At 67.9% G+C, this 20,942-nt stretch carries 21 protein-coding genes; 8 read left to right on the top strand and 13 right to left on the bottom strand.

What is annotated here, in order from left to right:
• Window positions 1–107: 107 nt before the first annotated feature.
• The 5 genes from ACIQF0_RS00475 (at window position 108) to ACIQF0_RS00455 (ending at window position 5,980) form a co-directional block, all read left to right on the top strand.
• Window positions 108–428: a bifunctional 3-phenylpropionate/cinnamic acid dioxygenase ferredoxin subunit gene (locus ACIQF0_RS00475; protein WP_360046740.1), complete on the top strand. Its 321-nt coding sequence runs from the start codon at window positions 108–110 to the stop codon at window positions 426–428.
• Complete coding sequence (locus tag ACIQF0_RS00470) at window positions 425–1,528, top strand: NAD(P)/FAD-dependent oxidoreductase (protein WP_401023174.1); 1,104 nt, start codon at window positions 425–427, stop codon at window positions 1,526–1,528. The genes ACIQF0_RS00475 and ACIQF0_RS00470 overlap by 4 nt, the downstream gene beginning before the upstream one ends.
• Window positions 1,529–1,608: 80 nt before the next feature.
• A complete protein-coding gene (locus ACIQF0_RS00465; RefSeq protein ID WP_401023173.1) occupies window positions 1,609–3,051 on the top strand; it encodes an aldehyde dehydrogenase family protein in 1,443 nt (480 codons plus the stop codon).
• Window positions 3,048–4,517 (top strand): GMC family oxidoreductase, encoded by a 1,470-nt coding sequence (locus ACIQF0_RS00460; RefSeq protein ID WP_401023172.1) that lies wholly within the window; start codon window positions 3,048–3,050, stop codon window positions 4,515–4,517. Before ACIQF0_RS00465 ends, ACIQF0_RS00460 begins: the two co-directional genes overlap by 4 nt.
• A gap of 2 nt (window positions 4,518–4,519) precedes the next feature.
• On the top strand, window positions 4,520–5,980 hold the full coding sequence (locus tag ACIQF0_RS00455) for an APC family permease (RefSeq protein ID WP_401023171.1): 1,461 nt from the start codon (window positions 4,520–4,522) through the stop codon (window positions 5,978–5,980).
• Here the strand turns inward: ACIQF0_RS00455 and ACIQF0_RS00450 are convergent.
• The 11 genes from ACIQF0_RS00450 to ACIQF0_RS00400 form a co-directional block, all read right to left on the bottom strand.
• Window positions 5,960–7,507, bottom strand: a complete 1,548-nt coding sequence (locus ACIQF0_RS00450; protein ID WP_401023170.1) for a helix-turn-helix domain-containing protein — start codon at window positions 7,505–7,507, stop codon at window positions 5,960–5,962. The genes ACIQF0_RS00455 and ACIQF0_RS00450 overlap by 21 nt on opposite strands.
• On the bottom strand, window positions 7,504–8,796 hold the full coding sequence (locus ACIQF0_RS00445; RefSeq protein ID WP_401023169.1) for an MFS transporter: 1,293 nt from the start codon (window positions 8,794–8,796) through the stop codon (window positions 7,504–7,506). Before ACIQF0_RS00445 ends, ACIQF0_RS00450 begins: the two co-directional genes overlap by 4 nt.
• A 10-nt stretch (window positions 8,797–8,806) precedes the next feature.
• Complete coding sequence (locus tag ACIQF0_RS00440) at window positions 8,807–9,538, bottom strand: SDR family NAD(P)-dependent oxidoreductase (protein ID WP_401023168.1); 732 nt, start codon at window positions 9,536–9,538, stop codon at window positions 8,807–8,809.
• A gap of 294 nt (window positions 9,539–9,832) precedes the next feature.
• Entirely contained in the window at window positions 9,833–10,852 is a 1,020-nt protein-coding gene (locus ACIQF0_RS00435) for an LCP family protein (RefSeq protein ID WP_401023167.1), read from the bottom strand.
• A 76-nt stretch (window positions 10,853–10,928) separates the two neighbouring features.
• Entirely contained in the window at window positions 10,929–11,315 is a 387-nt protein-coding gene (locus tag ACIQF0_RS00430; protein ID WP_401023166.1) for a DUF3037 domain-containing protein, read from the bottom strand.
• Complete coding sequence (locus ACIQF0_RS00425) at window positions 11,299–12,066, bottom strand: HipA family kinase (protein WP_401023165.1); 768 nt, start codon at window positions 12,064–12,066, stop codon at window positions 11,299–11,301. Before ACIQF0_RS00425 ends, ACIQF0_RS00430 begins: the two co-directional genes overlap by 17 nt.
• Window positions 12,067–12,076: 10 nt before the next feature.
• Window positions 12,077–12,532, bottom strand: a complete 456-nt coding sequence (locus ACIQF0_RS00420; protein WP_401023164.1) for an SRPBCC family protein — start codon at window positions 12,530–12,532, stop codon at window positions 12,077–12,079.
• Window positions 12,529–12,831, bottom strand: a complete 303-nt coding sequence (locus ACIQF0_RS00415) for an ArsR/SmtB family transcription factor (RefSeq protein ID WP_401023163.1) — start codon at window positions 12,829–12,831, stop codon at window positions 12,529–12,531. The genes ACIQF0_RS00420 and ACIQF0_RS00415 overlap by 4 nt, the downstream gene beginning before the upstream one ends.
• Before the next feature lie 17 nt (window positions 12,832–12,848).
• Window positions 12,849–13,580, bottom strand: a complete 732-nt coding sequence (locus ACIQF0_RS00410) for an SGNH/GDSL hydrolase family protein (protein ID WP_401023162.1) — start codon at window positions 13,578–13,580, stop codon at window positions 12,849–12,851.
• Window positions 13,581–13,630: 50 nt separating this feature from the next.
• Window positions 13,631–14,686, bottom strand: a complete 1,056-nt coding sequence (locus ACIQF0_RS00405; protein ID WP_401023161.1) for a lactonase family protein — start codon at window positions 14,684–14,686, stop codon at window positions 13,631–13,633.
• Between the two features lie 150 nt (window positions 14,687–14,836).
• Entirely contained in the window at window positions 14,837–15,667 is an 831-nt protein-coding gene (locus ACIQF0_RS00400; RefSeq protein WP_401023160.1) for a PPK2 family polyphosphate kinase, read from the bottom strand.
• Between the two features lie 140 nt (window positions 15,668–15,807).
• Between ACIQF0_RS00400 and rocD the strand changes: the two genes are divergently transcribed.
• The 3 genes from rocD to ACIQF0_RS00385 all read left to right on the top strand — a co-directional run bounded on the left by rocD (window position 15,808) and on the right by ACIQF0_RS00385 (window position 18,951).
• A complete protein-coding gene (rocD, locus tag ACIQF0_RS00395; protein ID WP_401023159.1) occupies window positions 15,808–17,037 on the top strand; it encodes an ornithine--oxo-acid transaminase in 1,230 nt (409 codons plus the stop codon).
• A 79-nt stretch (window positions 17,038–17,116) separates the two neighbouring features.
• Entirely contained in the window at window positions 17,117–18,502 is a 1,386-nt protein-coding gene (locus ACIQF0_RS00390) for a DUF2252 domain-containing protein (protein ID WP_401023158.1), read from the top strand.
• Between the two features lie 44 nt (window positions 18,503–18,546).
• Complete coding sequence (locus tag ACIQF0_RS00385; protein WP_360046722.1) at window positions 18,547–18,951, top strand: GNAT family N-acetyltransferase; 405 nt, start codon at window positions 18,547–18,549, stop codon at window positions 18,949–18,951.
• On the opposite strand, the gene ACIQF0_RS00380 is transcribed toward ACIQF0_RS00385, so the two are convergent.
• Both ACIQF0_RS00380 and ACIQF0_RS00375 read right to left on the bottom strand, forming a co-directional pair.
• The gene (locus tag ACIQF0_RS00380) at window positions 18,948–20,543 is read right to left on the bottom strand and encodes an ABC-F family ATP-binding cassette domain-containing protein (protein WP_401023157.1); all 1,596 of its coding nucleotides are present in this window, start codon (window positions 20,541–20,543) and stop codon (window positions 18,948–18,950) included. The two genes, ACIQF0_RS00385 and ACIQF0_RS00380, sit on opposite strands and share 4 nt — an antisense overlap.
• A gap of 46 nt (window positions 20,544–20,589) precedes the next feature.
• Window positions 20,590–20,835, bottom strand: a complete 246-nt coding sequence (locus ACIQF0_RS00375; RefSeq protein WP_177320869.1) for a DUF3040 domain-containing protein — start codon at window positions 20,833–20,835, stop codon at window positions 20,590–20,592.
• Between the last annotated feature and the right edge of the window lie 107 nt (window positions 20,836–20,942).

The raw sequence follows: 20,942 nt of genomic DNA, 5'->3' as shown, positions 1-20,942 counted from the left end.
ACCGGCAGGCAAAACAACCAGCTGGACTCTTGACGACGGGTCTCGCGAGGCTCACATTGTGTTGCGTCATTCGGAACGTGTGCCGCGTCACGCAACGGAGGCCGACGATGATCCGCGCCTGCGCTCTCATGGACCTGCCCCCAGGGGAGGCGGTTCGCATCGTCGGCCCTCATGCGCCGATCGCGGTCTTCAACGCCGACGGCGTCGTCTACGCCATCGACGACACCTGCACCCACCAGGACGCCTCCCTGAGCGAGGGGTGGCTGGAGGGGTGCTTCGTGGAGTGCCCTCTGCACGCCGCGAGCTTCGACCTTCGCACCGGCGAGGCGACTTGTCTGCCCGCCAAAAGACCGGTGAAGACCTACTCCGTCCACGTGAATGATGGAGAGGTCTATGTCGATGTCGAAGTGAACAAGGACGTGGCGTGAAGACGATCGCGATCATCGGCGCCTCACTCGCCGGTTTGAGGTCGGCGCAGGCACTGCGCCAGCAGGGGTTCGACGGACGGCTCGTCGTCGTCGGCGATGAGATCCATCTGCCCTATGACCGGCCTCCTCTCTCGAAGGACTTCCTCCTCGGCAAGGTCGAGGCGGTGCCGCTCGCGGACCAGGAGGACATCGACGCGCTCAACGCGGAGTGGCGCCTCGGCGTGCGGGCCACCGGGCTGCTCTCCACCCGGGAGATCGCGCTCAGCGACGACACCACCGTCGAGGCCGACGGCATCGTCATCGCGACGGGCGGCCTGCCGCGCACGATCCCCGGCACGCACGTCCTGCGCACGCTGGACGACGCGATCAAGCTCCGCGAGGCGTTCGGCACCGCGCAGCACGTCGGTGTCATCGGCGCCGGGTTCATCGGGGCTGAGATCGCCTCCAGTGCGCGTGCGCTCGGCAAGGACGTCACCGTCGTCGAGGCACTCCCCACGCCGCTCACGCGCGTGCTGGGGGCCGAGATGGGTACCGCGTGCGGACATCTGCACAGCGACCACGGATCAACGTTGATCACCGGAATCAATGTTGACTCAGTCAACGTTGACGGCGGAATCAACCTCGCGGACGGCCGGGTCGTCAACGCCGACGTCGTCGTCGCGGGCATCGGCACCCGCCCGGCGACGGACTGGCTCACCGGCGGACCGGTCAACCTCGGCAACGGCGTCGTCTGCGACGCGGGCGGCGTGACGAACGTGAAGAACATCATTGCGGTCGGAGACGTCGCGAACTGCGCGGGGCACCGCGCCGAGCACTGGACGTCGGCGACCGAGCAGGCGCAGATCGCCACCCGGAACCTGCTCGCGGGCGAGACCGTCGCGACGCACACCAACGGCGGCTACGTCTGGTCCGACCAGTACGGCGTGCGGATCCAGTTCATCGGACGGGCGACGGACGACGTTCGAGTAGAAGATGGGTCCATCGAGGACAGGAAGTTCGTCGCGACCTATCGAGACGGTGAGCACCCGGACGACATCGTTGGCATCGTGGCCATGAGCAACGCACGACTTTTCACCCGGCTCCGCAGGAGTCTGAAGTAACGGTCGTCACGGTTTAACGCCACCGGCGACCGGCTACACCCGAATGTCCTTCGTGGACATACGAAACAGGGAGGCAGCTCGTGTCGCCGGTGCGGCAGATCATCAACCCCTTCGACCAGAGCGTCATCACCGAGGTCGAGGAGCAGACCCGCGACCAGGCGATCGCAGCGATCGCCAAGGCACGCCACGCCTTCGACGACGGCGACTGGCAGCACTCCAGCCCCGAACACCGCGCCGCCGTGCTGAACCGCGTCGCGGACCTCCTGGAACGCGACAAGGAGGACATCGCCCGCACCGAGACGCTCGACACCGGCAAGACGCTGGTCGAGAGCCGCATCGACGTGGACGACGTCGCCGCCGTGTTCCGCTACTACGGCGGCCTCGCCGGCCTGCTGCACCCGAAGATCGTCCAGGGCGCCCCGGCGGACGTCATCAGCCGCGTCGACTACGAACCCGTCGGCGTGTGCGGCCTGATCGCGCCCTGGAACTACCCGCTGCTGCAGGTCTCCTGGAAGATCGCGCCCGCCCTGCTGGCCGGCAACACCCTGGTGGCCAAGCCCAGTGAGATCACTCCACTCACGACGATCAAGTTGTTCGAGCTGCTGGCCGAGGCCGGACTGCCGGACGGGGTCGCGAACCTCGTGCTCGGCACCGGTCCCGAGGTCGGCGCGCCGCTGTCCGAGCACCCCGACGTCGACCTGGTCTCGTTCACCGGCAGCCTCGTGACCGGCCAGCGGATCATGGCGTCGGCCGCCAAGACCGTGAAGAAGGTCGCCCTCGAACTCGGCGGCAAGAACCCGAACATCGTCTTCGCGGACGCCGACATCGACGTCGCCGTCGACTACGCGCTCACGGCGGCGTTCTTCCACGCGGGCCAGGTCTGCTCGTCCGGCACGAGGCTCATCGTGCACAGCAGCGTCTACGACGACTTCGTGAACGAGGTCGCGCGCCGGGCCGATCTCATCAAGCTGGGCAACGGTTTCGACGAGGACACCGAGTCCGGACCACTCGTGAGCGCCGAGCACCGCGCCAAGGTCGAGAGCTACGTCGAGGTCGCCAGGCAGGAGGGCGCGACCCTCAAGGCCGGCGGCAGGCGACCTGAGGAAGCCGAACTGCAGAACGGTTTCTTCTTCCGTCCCACCGTCTACGCGGACTGCACCAGGGACATGAAGCTGGTCCAGGACGAGACGTTCGGCCCGATCATCACGGCCGAGCGCTTCGAGACCGAGGAGGACGCGGTCCGGCTCGGCAACGACACCGAGTACGGCCTCGCCGGCGGCGTCTGGAGCCAGGACCTCGACAAGGCGCAGCGCGTCGCGAAGAAGCTCCGGCACGGCACGGTCTGGATCAACGAGTTCGGCCCGTACCTGCCGCAGGCCGAGTGGGGCGGCTTCAAGCGCTCCGGCGTCGGCCGCGAGCTCGGCACCGCGGGCCTGCACGAGTACACCGAGCCCAAGCACGTGTACCAGAACCTCAAGCCTGAAGCCCAGAACTGGTTCGCGCGAAAGGACTCCAGCCAGTGACCGCATATGACTACGTGATCGTCGGCGGCGGAACGGCGGGCTGCGTGCTCGCGGCACGACTCACCGAAGACGAGAACGTCACGGTCGCGGTCATCGAGGGCGGTCCCTCCGACGTCGGCGACGAGAAGATCCTGAACCTGCGCAACTGGATCAACCTGCTGGAGACCGAGTACGACTACGACTACCCGACGGTCGAGCAGCCGCGCGGCAACTCCCACATCCGGCACAGCCGCGCGAAGGTGCTCGGCGGGTGCTCCAGCCACAACACGCTGATCTGCTTCAAGCCGTTGCCGCAGGACCTCGACGGCTGGGGGCACGGCTGGACGTGGGACGCGGTCGGCCCGTACTACGACAAGGTCCAGCTCAACATCATCCCGGTGGTGGAGAAGGACCGGAACCCGATCGCCAAGGACTTCGTGGCCGCCGCGCGGAAGGCCGTCGACGTCCCGGAGATCGACAACTTCAACGCCGCGCCGTTCGAGGACGGCGTCGGCTTCTTCTCCATCGCGTACCACCCGGAGAAAAACAACCAGCGGTCGTCGGCGTCGACCGCCTACGTGCACCCGATCCTGGACCGCGGGAACCTCACCCTGCTGCTCAACACCTGGGCCGGCCGGATCGAGTTCGACGGCGACCGCGCGATCGGCGTGCACACCGACAAGGGCTACGTCGAGGCGAACAAAGAGGTTCTGCTCTGCGCGGGCGCCATCGACACGCCCCGGTTGATGATGCTCTCGGGCATCGGCGACGCCGAGCACCTGAGCAGCATCGGCATCGAGCCGAAGCACGACCTGCCCGGTGTCGGTGAGAACCTGCTCGACCACCCGGAGTCGGTCATCGTCTGGGAGACCACGAAACCGTTGCCGGAGAACTCGGTGATGGACTCCGACGCCGGCCTGTTCATCCGGCGCGACGAGTCCGACCCGCGGCCGGACCTGATGTTCCACTTCTACCAGATCCCGTTCACCACCAACACGGAACGCCTCGGCTACCCGGCGGTGGAGCACGGGGTCTGCATGACGCCGAACATCCCGCGGCCGCACAGCAAGGGCAGGCTGTGGCTGAAGTCCAGTGATCCCAAGGAGAAGCCTGAGCTCGACTTCGGCTACTTCATGAACCCCGACGGCTACGACGAGCAGACCCTCGTCGACGGGTTCCGGATCGCGCGGAAGATCGCCGAGCAGGAGCCGCTGAAGTCGTGGCTCAAGCGGGAGATCGCCCCCGGCCCGGACGTCACGAGCGACGAGGCGTTGTCGGAGTACGGCCGCCGAGCGGCCCACACCGTCTACCACCCGGCGGGCACCTGTGCCATCGGGTCCGTTGTGGACGGTGACCTGAAGGTCATCGGACTCGAAGGCCTCCGGGTCGTCGACGCGTCCGTGTTCCCGACCATGCCCACCGTGAACCCCATGGTCACGGTGCTCATGATTGGAGAACGCGCCGCGGACCTGATCAAGGAGGCGTGAAGGTGACAGCGACAGCGGAAGACAGGCTCAAGGACCTCGGCTACACCTCGGAGTTCAAACGGGACATGAGTCCCTGGGCGAACTTCTCGCTGGGCTTCACCTACCTCTCCCCCGTGGTCAGCACGTACACGTTGTTCGGCGTCGCGCTGGCCCTGGGCGGGCCGCCGATGATCTGGAGCTTCGTCGTCGCGGGCGTCGGCCAGTTCCTGGTCGCGCTCATCTTCGGCGAACTCGTGGCGCAGTACCCGGTCGCGGGCGGCGTGTACCCCTGGGCACGCCGCCTGTGGGGCAAGCGCTGGGCGTGGATGACCGGCTGGGTCTACATGATCGCCCTGCTGGTCACGATCGCGTCCGTCAGTTACGGCGCGGGCCCTTATCTGGCAACACTTCTCGGCTACACCGCCAACGTCGGCAACACCGTGCTGTGCGCGATCGCGATCATCGTGGTCTCCACGCTCATCAACTACGCGGGCACGAAGGTGCTGTCGTGGGCCGCGATCTTCGGGTTCGCGGCGGAGATCGTCGGCGCGCTCGTGGTCGGCATCTGGCTGCTGGTCGACAACCGCGTCCACGGCCTGGGCGTGCTGTTCGACAGCTTCGGCGCGGGCGGTTCGGGCAGCTACCTGCCGGCGTTCTTCGCGGCGGGCATCATCGGGCTCTACCAGTACTACGGCTTCGAGGCCTGCGGTGACACCGCGGAAGAGGTCAAGGACCCCGGCCGCGTCATCCCGAAGGCCATGCGCCGCACCATTTACATCGGCGGCGCGGCGGCCACGTTCGCGTGCCTGTCGCTGCTGCTGGCGGTGCCGGACTTCGGCAAGGTCATCAGCGGCGAGGACGCCGACCCGGTCACGAACATCCTGACCAACGCGTTCGGCCCGGTCGGCTACAAGATCGTGATCGGCGTCGTGCTGATCTCGTTCCTGTCCTGCACGATGTCGCTGCAGGCGGCCGCGTCCCGCCTGACCTACTCCTACGCCCGCGACAAGATGATCTTCGGGCACAAGGCGCTCGCGAAGTTCAACAAGAAGCGCCACATCCCGCCCTACGCCCTCGCGCTGGCCGGCATCGTCCCGGCGGTCATCGTGATCGCGTCGATGCTGTCCACCAACGCGCTGGACAAGATCGTGTCGTTCGCGACGCTCGGCATCTACCTGGGCTTCCAGATGGTCGTGTTCGCGGCGCTGCGGGCGAGGCTCAAGGGCTGGACGCCGTCCGGCGAGTTCACGCTCGGCCGGTGGGGCCTGATCGTCAACGTGCTGGCGCTCGCGTACGGCGTCGCGGCGATGGTGAACATGGTCTGGCCGCGCACCCCGGACGGGCCCTGGTACGACAACTACGTCGTGATCCTCAGCGGCGCGCTCGTGGTCGGCGTCGGCCTGGTCTACATGCTGATCGCCAAGCCGTTCGGCCACTCCGACGCCGCCGCCGGGGACGCCATCTCATCCCTGCAGGCGAAGTAGCCGCAAGGCGAGCTGCACCTCCAGCACGCGGTCCGGCGACTGCCAGTCGCCGAGCAGCGACGTGACCCGGTCGAGCCGTTGGGTGACCGTGTTGACGTGGAGGTGCAGCTCCGCCTTGGCGCGACTCAGGTTCGCGCCGCAGCGGAAGTAGACCTCCAGTGTGTGCACCAGTTCCGTGCCGCGCTCGGAGTCGTAGTCCAGCACCGGGCCGATCACCGACCGCACGTAGCCGGAGACGTCCGCGCGGTCGCCCAGCAGCACGCCGACGAACCCGAGGTCGTCCATCGTCGCGGCGTCCTTCTCCCGGCCCAGCTGCCGCAACGCCTTCAGGCACCGCCGCGCCTCCTCGTAGGCCGCCGCGATGGCCACCGGCCCCGCGACCGGCCCGCAGGCGCCCACGGTCGCGTCCAGCACCTTCGCCACCTCCCGCGCGACGTCCGTCGACCTCGACGGCAACGCCAGCACGACGTCCCGGTCCCGCGACCCGGCGAGTCCTCTGTGGACCGACGCGTAGTGCGTGGCCCCGGAAAGGTTTCCATCCGCCACCAGCACGACGTGCGGATCGGACAGCTCGACCCCCACCCGGCGTGCTCGCGCCAGCAGCCCGGCCGCGTCCCGCCCGTCCAAGATGTCGGTGATCAGCTCGCCGCGGACCTTGTTCTCCGCCTCGGCCACGGTTCGGCGCAGCAGCAACAACAACGCCGTCACCACGGCCGACCGCTCGAACAACCGCCGGTCGACGTTCGGCAGGTCCGGGCACCCGGTCAGCGCGATGCCGCCCAGCAGTTCGGACCCGGCCAGCACCGCGCACACCCAGACGTCGTCGAGCAGCACGGCCCGTCCGTTGGCCCGCACCGCCGGCGTCGGCACGGTGTCCAGCACCTCGACCTGCCCGCCGAGCAACTCCCCCACCGCCGCGGCGACCTCGGCCGAGGAACCGCCGCGCAGCACCAGGTCCGTGAGCCGGTCGTGCGCTTCCTCTGCCCGTTTCATGGCCTCGTTGTGCGACTGGATCGTCGCGAACAACGACGCCGTGTCGATCGCGATGGCCGCGTGGTCGGCCAGCGACTGCAGCAGCGCGACCTCCTCGGCCGGGAACTCCCGCGAGGTGCGGTCGGCCGCGTACAGCACGCCGATGACCTTCGAGTCGAGCTTCAGCGGCACGCCCAGGATCGCCGTCAGGCCCTCGTCGTGCACAGCCGAGTCGATCGGGTTCGTGTGGTTGAACCGGGCGTCCGCGAAGTAGTCGGAGGTCGCGTACGGCCGCGCGGTCTGCGCGACCAGCCCGCCCAGGCCCTCGCCGAGGCCGAGCCGGACCTTCTGGAACAACGGGGAGAACGACCCGTCCGTCACCCTCATGTAGGTGCCGGCCGGGTCGTTCATCGACAGGTAGGAGACGTCCGTCCCGAGCAGCGTCCTGGCTCTGCGCACGATCGAGCGGAGAACCGCGTCCGTGTCGCGCATGCCCGCGAGCTCGGACGCGGTCTCGAACAACGCCGCCAGTTCGGCCTCACGCCGTCGTGTCACACCCCAACCCTGTCACGATCCTCCAGATCCGCACCACGGGTCTCGCGGGACAAAAGGATCGCGACCACCGTGATCACGCACGTGATCACCACGTAGATCGAGATGGGGAACGAGGTGCCGTAGGCCTTCAGCAGCGCCGTCGCGATCAGCGGTGCCAGCGCTCCCGCCGCGATCGACGCCAGCTGGTAGCCGATCGACGCGCCGGAGTACCGCACCCGCGTGCCGAACAGCTCCGAGAAGAACGCCGCCTGCGGCCCGTACATCGCGCCGTGCAGCACGAGTCCGACCGTCGCCGCCACCGTGATCAGCACCGGGTCCTTGGTGTCGAGCATGGGGAAGAACACGAAGATCCACACGCCGATGCCGACCGCGCCGACGAGGTAGATCGACCGCCGCCCGAACCTGTCGGACAGATGGCCCCAGATCGGGATCGCGACCAGGTGCACCGCCGAGGCGATCAGCACGGCGTTGAGCCCCACCGACTTCGACAGCCCGAGCCCGGTCGTCAGGTACACCAGGATGAACGCGGTGATCACGTAGTACGACACGTTCTCGGCGAACCGCGCGCCCATCGCGATCAGCACCTCGCGCCAGTTGTGCTTGAGCAGCACGAGCACGGGTGCCTTCTCCTGCACGGGCTCCTTCGCGCGCTTCTCCTGCGCCGCCAGGAAGATCGGCGACTCGGACACCGTCAGCCGGATCCACAGCCCGATCACCACGAGCACACCGGAGAGCAGGAACGGGATGCGCCAGCCCCACGAGAGGAAGTCCGCGTCCGACTGCACCGCCGCGAGGATCGCCAGGACGGCCGTCGCCAGCAGGTTTCCGCACGGCACACCGGCCTGCGGCCACGACGCCCAGAACCCGCGCCGTTTCGCGTCACCGTGCTCGGAGACGATCAGCACGGCCCCGCCCCACTCACCGCCGAGCGCGAAGCCCTGCACCAGCCGCAGCAGCGTGAGCAGGATCGGCGCCAGGACGCCCACCGACGCGTAGGTCGGCAGCACACCCATCAGCATCGTCGCGCCACCCATCAGCAGCAACGACAGCACCAGCAGCTTCTTGCGTCCCACCCGGTCGCCGAAGTGGCCGAACACCAGGCCGCCCAACGGCCGTGCGAGGAAGCCGATCGCGTACGTCGTGAACGCGAGCAGCGTGCCGTTCAACGGATCCGCGGTCGGGAAGAAGAGCTTGTTGAACACCAGGGCGGCTGCCGAGCCGTAGAGGAAGAAGTCGTACCACTCGACAGTTGTTCCGATGAGCGAGGCGCCTACCACTTTTTTGATCATCGACAACTCCTCATTGAGCTGACCAGCCGCCATCGACGGCCAACGACGTACCGGTGACAAAACTGTTGTCGCACAACCACAGCACTGCCGAGGCCACCTCGGAAGGCTCCATCATCCGTTTGACTGCGCTGCGCTGGAGGAAAATCTTCTCGGGCACTTCCGACTCGGGAATCCCGTGCGCTTTCGCCTGATCCGCGATCTGCTTCTCCACCAACGGGGTCCGCACATATCCGGGGGCCACGCAGTTGGACGTGACGCCGTGCGGCGCGCCTTCCAGGGCGGCGACCTTGGAGAACCCCTCAAGGCCGTGTTTCGCCGCGGTGTAGGCGGATTTGAAGGCGGAGGCGCGAATGCCGTGCACGCTGGTGATGTGGACCAACCGGCCCCAGCCGCGCGCGTACATGTGCGGCAGCACGTGCTTGGTGAGCCGGAACGCGGCCCCCACCATCAGTTCCAGCATCGCCGAGAAGCGCTCGGCGGGGAACTCGTGGATGGGCGCGACGTGCTGCACGCCGGCGTTGTTGACGAGGATGTCGATCTCGGTGGGCAAGGCGTCGACCGGGTCCATCAGGTCGAGCACGTGACCGGCACCGCCGAGCTCCTCGGCGAGGGCGAGGACCTTCGGATCTCGATCCACCAGATGAACTTCGGCGCCGGCGGCGGCCAGTGCGCGAGCGCAGGCCAGGCCGATGCCGCTCGCGGCGCCGGTGACCAGCGCGCTGTGACCCGTGACACTCGACATGTCTGGAAACGGTAGGCGTCACGCGGCGTGATCAACATGTGGCGAGCCCACATAACGCCTGGTCACGAGGTGGCTTTAGCCAACATTTAGCGTCCTGGACGCATATCTGGCATGAAGATCGGGTATCGAGGCGTAAGCTCCCGTCACCTGAACGGGGGAAGATCCGCAAGAGGGGGCTACACCATGTCCACAACGCCTATTTACGACGACCTCCTGCGCGAGCTCGACGAGATCGCACAGGAGGCCGGTTTGACCAGCTCGGAGCCCACGCCCGAGCCCGTCAAGTCGTAGGAACTACTTCGGAGGGGCGATCAGCTCGGCGGGCACCGGCTGGTCCTTGCTGATCAGGTCGAACAGCTCGGACGCCTTCTCCTTGTTCCACTGCACGACCGAGCCCGCACCGGGCACCGTCGGCGTGGACCCGACCGGCACCGTCCCGCTCGTCGCCTCGCTCATGTTGAGAGCGACGCCGGCCAGGTGCCACACGTGGTCGTCGTCGTTGACCGACACCGCTCCGGACGCCGCGTTCATCAGCGGGATGACGCGGAACGGGTTCGCGAGCGTCGCCGGGCTCTTCACCTTCTCGAAGAGCGCCGACAGGAACTTGCGCTGGTTCTGCACGCGCTGCAGGTCGGCGGTCGCGAAGGCGCGGGTCCGCACGAACCCGAGCGCCTGCGGTCCGTCGAGTTCCTGGCAGCCCGCGGGCAGGTCGATGCCGGCCAGCGGGTCCTTGATCGGCTCGTCGAGGCAGATGTCCACCCCACCGACCGCGTCCACCATGTCGGAGAACCCGCCGAAGCCGATCTCCATGTAGTGGTCGATCCGCACGCCGGTCGCACCCTCGACGGTCTGCACGAGCATCTGCGGCCCGCCGAACGCGTACGCCGCGTTGACCTTGTTGCGGCCGTTCTCCGGGATCGCGACGTAGGAGTCACGCGGAATCGACAACAGAACCGGCTTGGCGGCGCTGTTGTCCGGCAGGTGCAGCATCATGATGGTGTCGGTCCGCCGTCCGGCGGCGTCACCGGTGGCGAGCGCGTCCTTCTGCTCCTGCGTCAGGCCTTCCCGGGCGTCCGATCCGACGAGCAGCCAGGTGGTGCCCGGCGTCTCGGCGGGACGGCCCTCGTAGTCCGGCAGCGCGTTGATCCGGGTCAGCGTCGAGTCGACGTAGAACCCGAACCCGATCGTGCCCAGCACCAGGACGAGCAGCAGCACCAGAATGACGCGTCCCGGACGCCTCTTCTTCTTCATCGGCCGCTGCGGCGGCATGGGACGCCGCGGCTGCTGGTAGCCGTGGTGATACCCAGCGCTCATTTGTCGCCAACCCCGATCGCATCAGTTTCGCTTTGCAACTAGAGACGCCGTTCGTCCCTTTAGGTTGCGACGAAACCTACCGGGGTGGGAGCACCAACGCCTCGAAAAGCCGGGTGACCTCCGCCGACGGGTCGTCGGTCCAGCCCGTGTGGGCCGGTGACGTCTGCACGATCGTGCTGCGGGGAGCGGTGAGCCAGCGGAAGCGCTGCCCGACCGTCGTCCTGCTCACCGGCCCCGCCTCGGGGGTGCCGTCGCAGGAGTTCGTGAGGTGCTTCAGCGACGATTCGAGCGTCTCGACGTCGAGGTGCGGGTCCAGCACCCGCAGCCTCTCACCGTCCACATAGGTCATGGCGCAGAGAAAGTCCAGCGGCGCGCAGTAGACGATGACGCCGACGTTCATGAACTCGCCCCGCTCCTGCCGCGGCACCGCCCGCAGCAGCGCGTACTCAAACACGTGCGGCACGCGCGGCCTCCAGCGAGTCGACCCAGCCGCGGTTCGCGAGGCGGTAGGTGAAGAAGTCCTTGTAGCGCTGACGAAGTTCGGCCGGATCGCCTTCCAGCCACTCGTCGGGAACGAGCGCGAGCACCTCGTCGAGCAGCTCCGGCGTGACCTTCGCGGCCAGTTCGCCGTCCACTTCGGACAGAGCACCGGCGTTCGGCAGCATCGCGTGGTCCGACGAGTCGTACCGGTACTCCTTGGTGGCCGGGCGCTCTTCACTCCACGAGTAGTGGAAGTACAGCGCGGCACCGTGGTCGATCAGCCACGGTTCGCGGTGCCACAGCAGCATGTTCGGATTGCGCCAGCTGCGGTCCACGTTGAGCACCAGCGCGTCGAACCACAGCAGCCTCGTCGCGAGCTCGACGCCGGGGTCGCGCACGATCGGGTTGAAGTCGAACGAGCCGGGCAGGTAGTCGAGGCCGAGGTTGAGGCCGCCGCTGGCCCGCAGCAGCTCCTGGACCTCCTGGTCGGGTTCCGCGCGCGCCAGCTCCGGGTCGAGGTGCACCAGGACGATCTCGGGTATCCGGAAGCCCAGCCGTCGTGCGAGCTCGCCGACGACGATCTCGGCGACCAGGACCTTCACGCCCTGCCCCGCGCCGCGGAACTTCACCACGTACATACCCAGGTCGTCGGCCTCGACCAGCCCCGGCATCGACCCGCCCTCGCGGAACGGCGTCACATAGCGGGTGGCCGTGACCTCCCTCAGAAGACTCACCCGCGCATGATCACACGAACGCCTGCCCGAAGCCGACCAGAATACCGCCCCAGCCACCGTCGCCGGAGACGCCTTCGCGCACCCGGTCCGGCTTGGTGAAGTGCCGTTCGAACGCGCTGTGCACCAGCTCAACGCGGGTGCCGGGGCCCTCGGGCGTGAAGGTGATCTCGACCGTGGAGGCCCGCGCCGGGTCCGGGTCGTAATCCCAGTCACCGTCGAGGTGCCAGGCCAGCAGCAACCGCGACGGCGGCTCCCACTTGAGCACGGCACCCCACTCGCACTCGGCGCCGTCAGTGCCGATCTCGTACCAGCGCCCGCCTTCACGCGGTTCGACGACGACGTCCTTCAGGTCCGCCTCGCCAATGTGGTGCGCCGACGGCCACCACGTCACGAACTTCTCCGTGAACACCTTGAAGGCGTGCTCCGCCGAGGCGTTGACCAGCACGGATCTCCGGACCTCTGTCATGTCTCCTCCACCACCGCAGCGAAGTTCGCGAGTGCCTGACCCCAGACGTCGTCGAGGTAGTCGCGCATCGCGGCCACCCCCACGTGGTCGACGGAGTACCTCCGCCGGGTGCCCAGAGCCTCGACGCGGACCAGCCGTGCCTCTTTGAGCACCTTGAGGTGCTGCGACACGGCCGGCCGCGAGACGGGCAGCTCGGCGGCGATCTCCCCCACCGCCCGCGGCCCGGCCACGAGCAGCGTGAAGATCTCGCGGCGGGTCGGGTCGCCGAGCGCCGCGAACGCCGTTTGGTAAGTCTCCACGAACGGTAAGTCTGAACTTACCTACTGCGGGAAGTCAACGCCTTGAAGTACGCGACCTGACCGGCCCTGTTCGGGTGGTAGGAGTCGGCGGTCGGACTGACCAGCGCGTTGATCCACGGTTCATCAGCACAGACACCGTGGTCCGCAAACGCTTCCCTCACGTCCACGTACTGCGCTCCAGCTCGTCCAGCAGCCTCAGCGACCACCCCGGACAGCTCGTCGGCGGCGTCGTTGAGGGAGGCCCGCTTCCTCACGGACAGCGTGCGGCAGTCGTCGGTCGGCGTGAACAGCCGCGGATAACCGAGCACGACCAGTTCGGCGTTCGGCGCGGCGACCTTGACCGCCGAGTAGGTGGCGTCGAGCCGCGCGGGCAGTTCGTCGCGGGTGAACTCCCTGGCCTTCTCCACCCGCTTCGCACACGCGTTGTCACCGCTGAGCGTGCAGGTCGTCAGCACGTCGGCGAACCCCAGGTCGTTGCCGCCGATGGTGATCGTGACCAGCGTCGTGGCCGGGGTCGGCGCCCGCAGCTGCGACTTGAGCGACTTCGTGGTCGCACCGCTGCACGCCACGAACTTGAACGACGGGAACTCCTTGCCCTGCAACGCCGGGTAGGCGTTCGAGCTGCGACGGCACGAGCCGTCCACATAGGAACCGGCGCCCGCGCCGGACGCGTAGGAGTCGCCGAGTGCGACGTACTCCGGTGCGAACGGCGCGGGCGCCAGCAGTGCGACAGCGAGGACTCCAGCCATAAGACCCATGAGAGCCGGAGTACCACTGTGGACGATCGACTAGAAGGGCATTAACCCAGTCGTGTGGGCAGCACGCAGACCGGGATCGCGGTCTGCAGCGCGGTGCCGGACGGCGTGATCCTGCCCGTGGCCTTGTCCACCGTGAACGACGTGACGTTGTTCGAGTTCTGGTTGGCCGCGAACAGCAGCGACCCGGTCGGGTCGAACGTGATGTGCCGCGGGTACTTGCCGCCGACCGCCGTGGTGCCGACCATGGTCAGCCCGCTGCCGCCGACCGCGAAGTGCGCGATGCTGTCGTGCCCGCGGTTGGACAGGTAGACGTGCTTGCCGTCCGCCGAGACCAGCACCTCGGCCGGGTAGTTCGTCGGGCTGCCCGACGGCACGGTCTTGAGCACCTGGCCCGGCGTGAGCGTCCCGTTCGCGTAGGCGCAGGTCACGATCGTCGAGTCCAGCTCGTTCGCCACGTAGGCCGTCCTGCCGTCCGGGTGGAACGCGATGTGGCGCGGTCCGGCTCCCGGCTTGACCTTCGCCTGCGAGACCTGGGTCAGCTTCCCGCCGGTGAACGAGTAGACGAAGACCGAGTCCGCGCCGAGGTCGACGGCCGCCGCGTACTTGCCGGCGGTGTCGAACACGATGTGGTGCGCGTGCGGGCCCTCCTGGCGTTCCTTGTTCGGACCTGACCCCTTGTGCTGGACCTTCTGCGTCCGCGCGCCGAGGCTGCCGTCGGCGTTGACCGGGAAGACGCTCAAGGACCCCGACGAGTAGTCGGCCGTGATCAGGAACTTCCCGGACGGGTCGAGCGTCAGGTGGCACGGGTCGGCGCCGCCGGTCGCCTGCTTGTTGATCACCTTGAGCGTGGCCGCGTTGATCGCGGTGACCTCGCCCTTGGTGTTCTCGTTGACGGCGTAGAGGAACCTGCCGTCCTTCGACTCGATCACGAAGGACGGGTTGACCACGCCCGAGATCACGCCGGTCGTCTTCAGCTGCCCGGTCACGGTGTCGTAGGTGCCGATGCCGATGCCCTTGGCGCCACCGCTCCACGTCGTGTAGGCACCGAAGAACACTCTCCGGGTGGTGGCGGCCGCCTCAGCGGTTCCTCCGGTCATCAGCAGTCCAGCTCCTACGCCCATGGCTCCGAGAAAACGTCGCCGGTCCACACCCACGTCCGCACCTCCGGGATAGCTCTTGCGGCGGCGGCGCAGCCCACACTGGCCTAGACCACTACGGCCAGGCAATAGGTGCAATCAAGATTGCGTCTAGCGCAACGGGTCGTTCGAGATCAGCCGGGCCTTCTCGGCCTCGATGTCGTAGGCGGGCGGCGGGAACTTCGGGTCCATCTCGCGCATGGTCTCCAGCAGCAACTGGCTGATCGCCCAGTTCCGGTACCACTTCCGGTCCGACGGGACGGCGTACCAGGGCGTGGCGGAGCAGTTCTTCAACGCCTGGGTGTAGGCGTCCTGGTACTTGGACCACTTCGACCGCGAGTCGATGTCCGCCGGGTTGTACTTCCAGTGCTTCTTCGGGTCGTCCAGGCGCGCGAGCAGCCGTTCCTTCTGCACCTCTGGCGAGATGTTCAGGAAGCACTTGACGACGGTGACGCCCCCGTCGGCGAGTTCCTTCTCGAACGCGTTGATCTCCTTGTAACGCCCGCGAATCTCCGCGGCCGTCAGCAGGCGTTCTACTTTGGGCACCAGGACGTCCTCGTAGTGGGAGCGGTCGAACGCCCCGATGCGCCCCTTCTCGGGCAGGACCTTCTTGATGCGCGTCAGGAAGTGCTGGCGCCGTTCGGCGGGAGTCGGTTTCTTGAACGACGCGATGCGCACACCCTGCGGGTTCACCAGGCCGACGACGTGGCTGACGACGCCGCCCTTGCCCGCGGTGTCCATGCCCTGCAGGACGAGGAGGACCGCGCGAGAATTCTCCGCGTAGAGCGCTTCCTGCAGACCGTCCAGCTCGTCCCCGGTGGCGACCAGGTCCTCGGCCGCCTCCTTCTTGTTCTTGGGACCGACCGGGCGGCCCGCCGGGTCGAGGGTGGAGAGATCCACCTCTTCGAGCCGCAGGGCTTCACGAACCGACTTCTTCGCCATCTTGAGACCGTAGCGATTCACCGCTGTTTCCGCCCGCTGTGCAATGAAACGCCACTGATTAGTGAATGTCTGCAACGAACTGAGGCAGTGCGCAATGCTTCACGGTCGATATCGCTTGTCCGGGACCCTAGCCTTGGAGGATGACCGCCATCGCTGAGCACAACACCACCACCAGCGCTGATTACGTCGCCCTCGACGAGGAGTGGAGCACGCACAACTACCACCCGCTTCCGGTGGTCATCTCGCACGGCGAGGGGTCCTGGGTCACCGACGTCGAGGGCCGCCGCTACCTGGACTTCCTGTCCGGCTACTCGTCGCTGAACTTCGGGCACCGCCACCCCGCCCTGGTGGCCGCCGCCGTCGAACAGCTCGGCCGCGTGACGCTGACCAGCCGCGCGTTCCACCACGACCAGTTCGGCCTGTTCTGCCGTGAGCTCGCAGGCCTGACCGGCACCGAGATGGTGCTCGCGATGAACTCCGGCGCGGAGGCCGTCGAGTCCGCGATCAAGGTGGCGCGCAAGTGGGCGTACCAGGTCAAGCACGTGCCGGAGGGCACGGCCGAGATCATCGTCGCCGGGTCCAACTTCCACGGCCGCACCACGACGATCGTGTCGTTCTCGACCGACGAGACCGCGCGCAACGACTTCGGGCCGTTCACGCCCGGCTTCAAGGTCGTGAAGTACGGCAACCTGGACGAGATCGAGTCCGCGATCTCCCCGCGCACGGCCGCCGTGCTGCTGGAGCCGATCCAGGGCGAGGCCGGCGTCGTCGTGCCACCCGCCGGATACCTGGCCGGGATCCGCCGGCTGTGCGACGAGAACAACGTCCTGATGATCGCCGACGAGATCCAGTCCGGCCTCGGCCGCACCGGTGAGCTGTTCGCGCTGGACCACGAGGGCGTGCGCGCCGACCTCTACACGCTCGGCAAGGCGCTGGGCGGCGGCATCCTGCCCGTGTCCGCCGTGGTCGGTTCACGGGCCGTGCTGGGTGTGCTGAAGCCCGGTGAGCACGGGTCGACGTTCGGCGGCAACCCGCTCGCGTGCGCCGTGGGCCGCGCGGTCGTGGGGCTGCTCGCGACCGGCGAGTTCCAGCAGCGCTCGCGGGAGATGGGCGCGTACCTGCACGCCGAACTGAACAAGCTGGTCGGTCACGGGGTGGCCGAGGTGCGCGGGCGCGGGCTGTGGGCCGGTGTCGAGATCGCGCCCGGCGGTCCGGTCGGCCGGGCCGCGTCCGAGGCGCTCGCCACGCGCGGGGTGCTGTGCAAGGAGACGCACGCGTCGACGTTGCGCGTCGCGCCGCCGTTGGTGATCACCCGCGACGAGATCGACCTGGGTGTTCGGGCGATCGCTGAAGTCGTTCGTCCCGTTTAGGGTGATTTTCGTTCGTAGCTAGGTCACAAATGCGGCGGACGGGCCACGTTGCCCGTCCGCCGCAGGCATCATGACTCATATGGGTGAACGCGTGCGTGCTGAGGCCGCTGCCGCTTTGGGCAGATGGGTTGAGCCTGAAGAGGTCTACGCCGAGGGACGCGCGCTGCGGTCCTCAGTGGACTTCAAGGCGCACCGCGCGATGTCGCTGGCCTCCTCGCGCCCGTCCGTGCTGGAGTTCCTGCGTGCCAGCAACAAGGGCCGATTGGAAAACCTGATCCCGCTGCGGATCGGGCGGATGCTGGAGAACCCGTTCGCGTTCTTCCGCGGCGCGGCCGGACTGCAGGCGGGCGATCTCGCCGCCGGATGCGCGACCGGGCTTCACGCTCAGTTGTGCGGTGATGCACACGCAGCGAACTTCGGCCTCTACGGCACGCCCGAGGGCCAGATCGTCATGGACATCAACGACTTCGACGAGACGCTGCCCGGCCCGTGGGAATGGGACCTCAAGCGGCTCGTGGCGTCCCTGGTGCTGGCGGGCCGGGTCGGTGGCGTGTCGGACAAGGGCTGCCGTGACGCCGCGGAGGACGCGGTGCGCGCGTACCGGGGTTCGATCAAGCACCTCGCCGAGCTGCCGTTCCTGGACTCGTGGAGCGCGCTGGGCGACGAGTCCTCGCTGTCGAAGGTCAAGGCGGACGACCTGATCAACGACTTCTCCAAGGCCGCCGAGAAGTCCCGCAAGAACACCAGCGCCCGGTTCGCCGCGAAGTGGACCGCGCACGACGGCGAGAAGTGGCGGTTCATCACGAACCCGCCGACGTTCACCGAGGCCACTCCCCCGACCGCCGAGGCGGTGATCGCCGCGTTGCCGTCCTACGTGGACACCCTGCGCGAGTCCCGCCGGAACCTGATCATGCGCTACGGCGTGTCGGACGTGGCGTTCCGCGTGGTCGGCACCGGCAGCGTCGGCCTGCGCAACTACCTGATCCTGTTGCACGGCAACGGTTCCGAGGCCCTGGTGTTGCAGGCCAAGGAAGCCAGGCCATCTGCGCTGCAGCCGTTCCTGGACGTCGAGCCGGCCAAGCACGAGGGCAAGCGGATCGTGCACGGAGCGCGGCTCGTGCAGGCGGAGACGGACATCCTGCTGGGCTGGACGACGATCGAGGGCCGGCACTTCATCGTGCGGCAGTTCCGCAACCGCAAGGGCGAGATCGACGCGACGACGTTGAAGCGCGACGACCTGGACGACTACGGCCGCTTCGCCGGCGCTCTGCTGGCTCGCGCGCACACGCGTTCACTCGACCCGCGGTTGCTCGCCGGGTACTTCCAGAACGGCGGCGGCGACGACCTCGACGAGGCGTTCGCGAAGTACGCGTTCGACTACGCCGACCAGACCGAGGCGGACCACGCCGAGCTGGCGAAGCTGGTCAAGAACGGCAAGCTGCCCGCCGTCGTCGAGGACCGCTGACGCGCCTTCGGGCCCGCACTCCGGAGTTGACCTAGCCTGGCGGTATGAAGATCCGCCGCGCCGCCTCCCCCGACGACGTGTTCGCCGCCGCGCACCTGTTCGACGCGCCACCCCGGCCGGACGCGACCGCTCGGTTCCTGGCGCAGGATCACAGCCATCTGCTGATCGCCTACGTCGGCGACCAGCCGGCCGGGTTCGTGTCCGGCGTGGAGACGACGCACCCGGACAAGGGCACCGAGATGTTCCTGTACGAGCTGGGCGTGGACGACGCGTTCCTGCGCCGCGGCATCGGCACGGCGCTCGTCGAGGCGTTGAAAGCCCTTGCGCAGGAACGGGGTTGCTACGCGATGTGGACCGGCACCGCCGCGGGTGACACGGCGGCGCAGGCCACGTACAAGAAGGCGGGCGGGTCGATCGACGACGGCGCCTTCGTCTCCTGGGAGCTCTAGGTCCAGACCGGTTCGTCCACTTCGGACACCTTGCCGTCCGCCCGGAAGTGCAGGAACCGGTCGAACGACTTGGCGAACCACCGGTCGTGCGTGACGGCGACGACCGTGCCCTCGAAGTCGTTCAGCGCGTTCTGCAACGCCTCCGCCGAGGCGAGGTCGAGGTTGTCCGTCGGCTCGTCGAGCAGCAGCAACGTCGCGCCGGACAGCTCCAGCAGCAGGATCTGGAACCGCGCCTGCTGCCCGCCCGACAGGTTCTCGAACCGCTGGTCACCCGCCTGATGCAGGCCGTAGCGCTGCAGGACGGCCATCGCGGCACCCCGATCCTTGCCCGAGCGCTGGCCCTCGCCGTGCCAGAGGATGTCCACGAGCGTGCGGCCCAGCCACTCCGGGTGCTCGTGCGTCTGCGCGAACAGGCCCGCCACGACCCGCGCGCCGAGCTTCCACTTGCCGGTCGTGCGGACGTCGTCCCCGCCGAGCAGCCGCAGGAAGTGGCTCTTGCCGGAGCCGTTCGAACCCAGCACCGCCACCCGGTCGCCGAAGAAGATCTCCTGTGAGAACGGCTTCATCAGCCCGGTCAGTTCGAGCTGCTCGCACGTGATCGCGCGCACGCCCGTCCGGCCGCCCTTGAGCCTCGGCGTGACCTTCTCGTCCTGAGGGATCTCCGGCGGCGGGCCCGCCTGCTCGTACCGTTGGAGGCGCGCGGCCATGACGCGGTACTTCTGGGCCATCACCTCGGAGGACTTGGCCAGCTGCTGGAGCGTGCGGACGAGGTCCTTGAGCCGCTCGTGCTCCTCGTTCCAGCGGCGGTGATCCTCCAGCAGCCTGTCGATGCGTTTCGCTCGGGCACCGTGCCACGTGCCGAACGAGCCTGCGTGCGTCCACGTGGAATGCGCCTCGACCGTGACGACGTGCGTCGCGGCGGTGGACAGCAGCTCGCGGTCGTGACTGACGACGAACACGGCCTTGTCGGTGGCCTTCAGCCGTTCTTCGAGCCAGCGCTTGCCGGGAACGTCGAGGTAGTTGTCGGGCTCGTCGAGCAGCAGCACCTGCTCGTGGCCGCGCAACAACGTTTCGAGGACCAGCCGCTTCTGCTCGCCACCGGACAGCGTGCGCACCTCGCGGAAACGGGCCCGGTCGTACGGCAGTCCGAGCGCGGCGACGGTGACGGTGTCCCAGAGGACCTCGACGTCGTACCCGCCGGCCTCGCCGTAGTTGGTGAGGGCGTTCGCGTACCGCATCTGGGCGGCTTCGTCGTCGGTGTCCATCAACGCGAGCTCGGCGTCGTCGAGCTCCTTGGCGGCCTTTTGCAACGCCACGGGCGCCACGGACAACAACAGGTCGCGCACCAGGCTGTCGTCGCGGACCGAGCCGATGAACTGCGGCATCACCGCGAGCCCGCCCTGCACGTGCACGCTGCCCTGCTTCGGGATGAGCTCACCCGACAGGATCCGTTGCAGCGTCGTCTTGCCGGCACCGTTGGCGCCGACGAGCGCGACCACGGTCCCGCCGCTCACCTTGAACGAGACGTCGCGGAACAGCTCCCTGCCATCAGGCAAGGCGTACGCGAGCCCGTTCGCTTCCAGATAACCCACGCGGAGATGGTCCGGGTTGTGCTGTCCCGGCGCCAGCGAGTTTCCGCTACCGGAGGCGAAGCGGGTACTTGCGAAGCACCAGTACGCCGGCCGTGACCAGCAGGCACTGGAAGGCGGGGCCGAAAGCGCTGATCACCGTCAGCAGCACCGTGAGGCCACCGAAGACGAACAGGAGGGAGTAGAACAGCCAGGGCCGGACCTGGCGGTTCATGGTGCGGGCGAGTCTTGGCTCGTCCGCGAGCAACCGCTGCTCGATCTCCTCGAGCGAGCGGCGTTCGGCTTCACTCAGCATGGGTGCCTCCGGAAGACGTCGGGACGTCATCATTCCCGCTCGCCTCCCAGTGGATACTCGAACTTCCCCGGAGTCAAACTCGCCGTTCGGGTTCAGTCATACTCGCG

Origin of the sequence: Lentzea sp. NPDC092896 (assembly GCF_044754905.1) — a bacterium.
In the GTDB taxonomy this organism is placed as follows: Bacteria; Actinomycetota; Actinomycetes; order Mycobacteriales; family Pseudonocardiaceae; genus Lentzea.
The sequence above is the reverse complement of the archived record's forward strand: the minus strand, read 5'-3'. Positions and strand labels throughout refer to the sequence as shown.

Coding starts and splice junctions, on each gene's coding strand:
- ACIQF0_RS00475 (WP_360046740.1), top strand. CDS start 108: ATGATCCGCGCCTGCGCTCTCATGGACCTGCCCCCAGGGGAGGCGGTT.
- ACIQF0_RS00445 (WP_401023169.1), bottom strand. CDS start 8,796: ATGATCAAAAAAGTGGTAGGCGCCTCGCTCATCGGAACAACTGTCGAG.
- ACIQF0_RS00440 (WP_401023168.1), bottom strand. CDS start 9,538: ATGTCGAGTGTCACGGGTCACAGCGCGCTGGTCACCGGCGCCGCGAGC.
- ACIQF0_RS00435 (WP_401023167.1), bottom strand. CDS start 10,852: ATGAGCGCTGGGTATCACCACGGCTACCAGCAGCCGCGGCGTCCCATG.
- ACIQF0_RS00420 (WP_401023164.1), bottom strand. CDS start 12,532: ATGACAGAGGTCCGGAGATCCGTGCTGGTCAACGCCTCGGCGGAGCAC.
- ACIQF0_RS00410 (WP_401023162.1), bottom strand. CDS start 13,580: ATGGCTGGAGTCCTCGCTGTCGCACTGCTGGCGCCCGCGCCGTTCGCA.
- ACIQF0_RS00405 (WP_401023161.1), bottom strand. CDS start 14,686: ATGACCGGAGGAACCGCTGAGGCGGCCGCCACCACCCGGAGAGTGTTC.
- ACIQF0_RS00400 (WP_401023160.1), bottom strand. CDS start 15,667: ATGGCGAAGAAGTCGGTTCGTGAAGCCCTGCGGCTCGAAGAGGTGGAT.
- rocD (WP_401023159.1), top strand. CDS start 15,808: ATGACCGCCATCGCTGAGCACAACACCACCACCAGCGCTGATTACGTC.
- ACIQF0_RS00390 (WP_401023158.1), top strand. CDS start 17,117: ATGGGTGAACGCGTGCGTGCTGAGGCCGCTGCCGCTTTGGGCAGATGG.
- ACIQF0_RS00385 (WP_360046722.1), top strand. CDS start 18,547: ATGAAGATCCGCCGCGCCGCCTCCCCCGACGACGTGTTCGCCGCCGCG.
- ACIQF0_RS00375 (WP_177320869.1), bottom strand. CDS start 20,835: ATGCTGAGTGAAGCCGAACGCCGCTCGCTCGAGGAGATCGAGCAGCGG.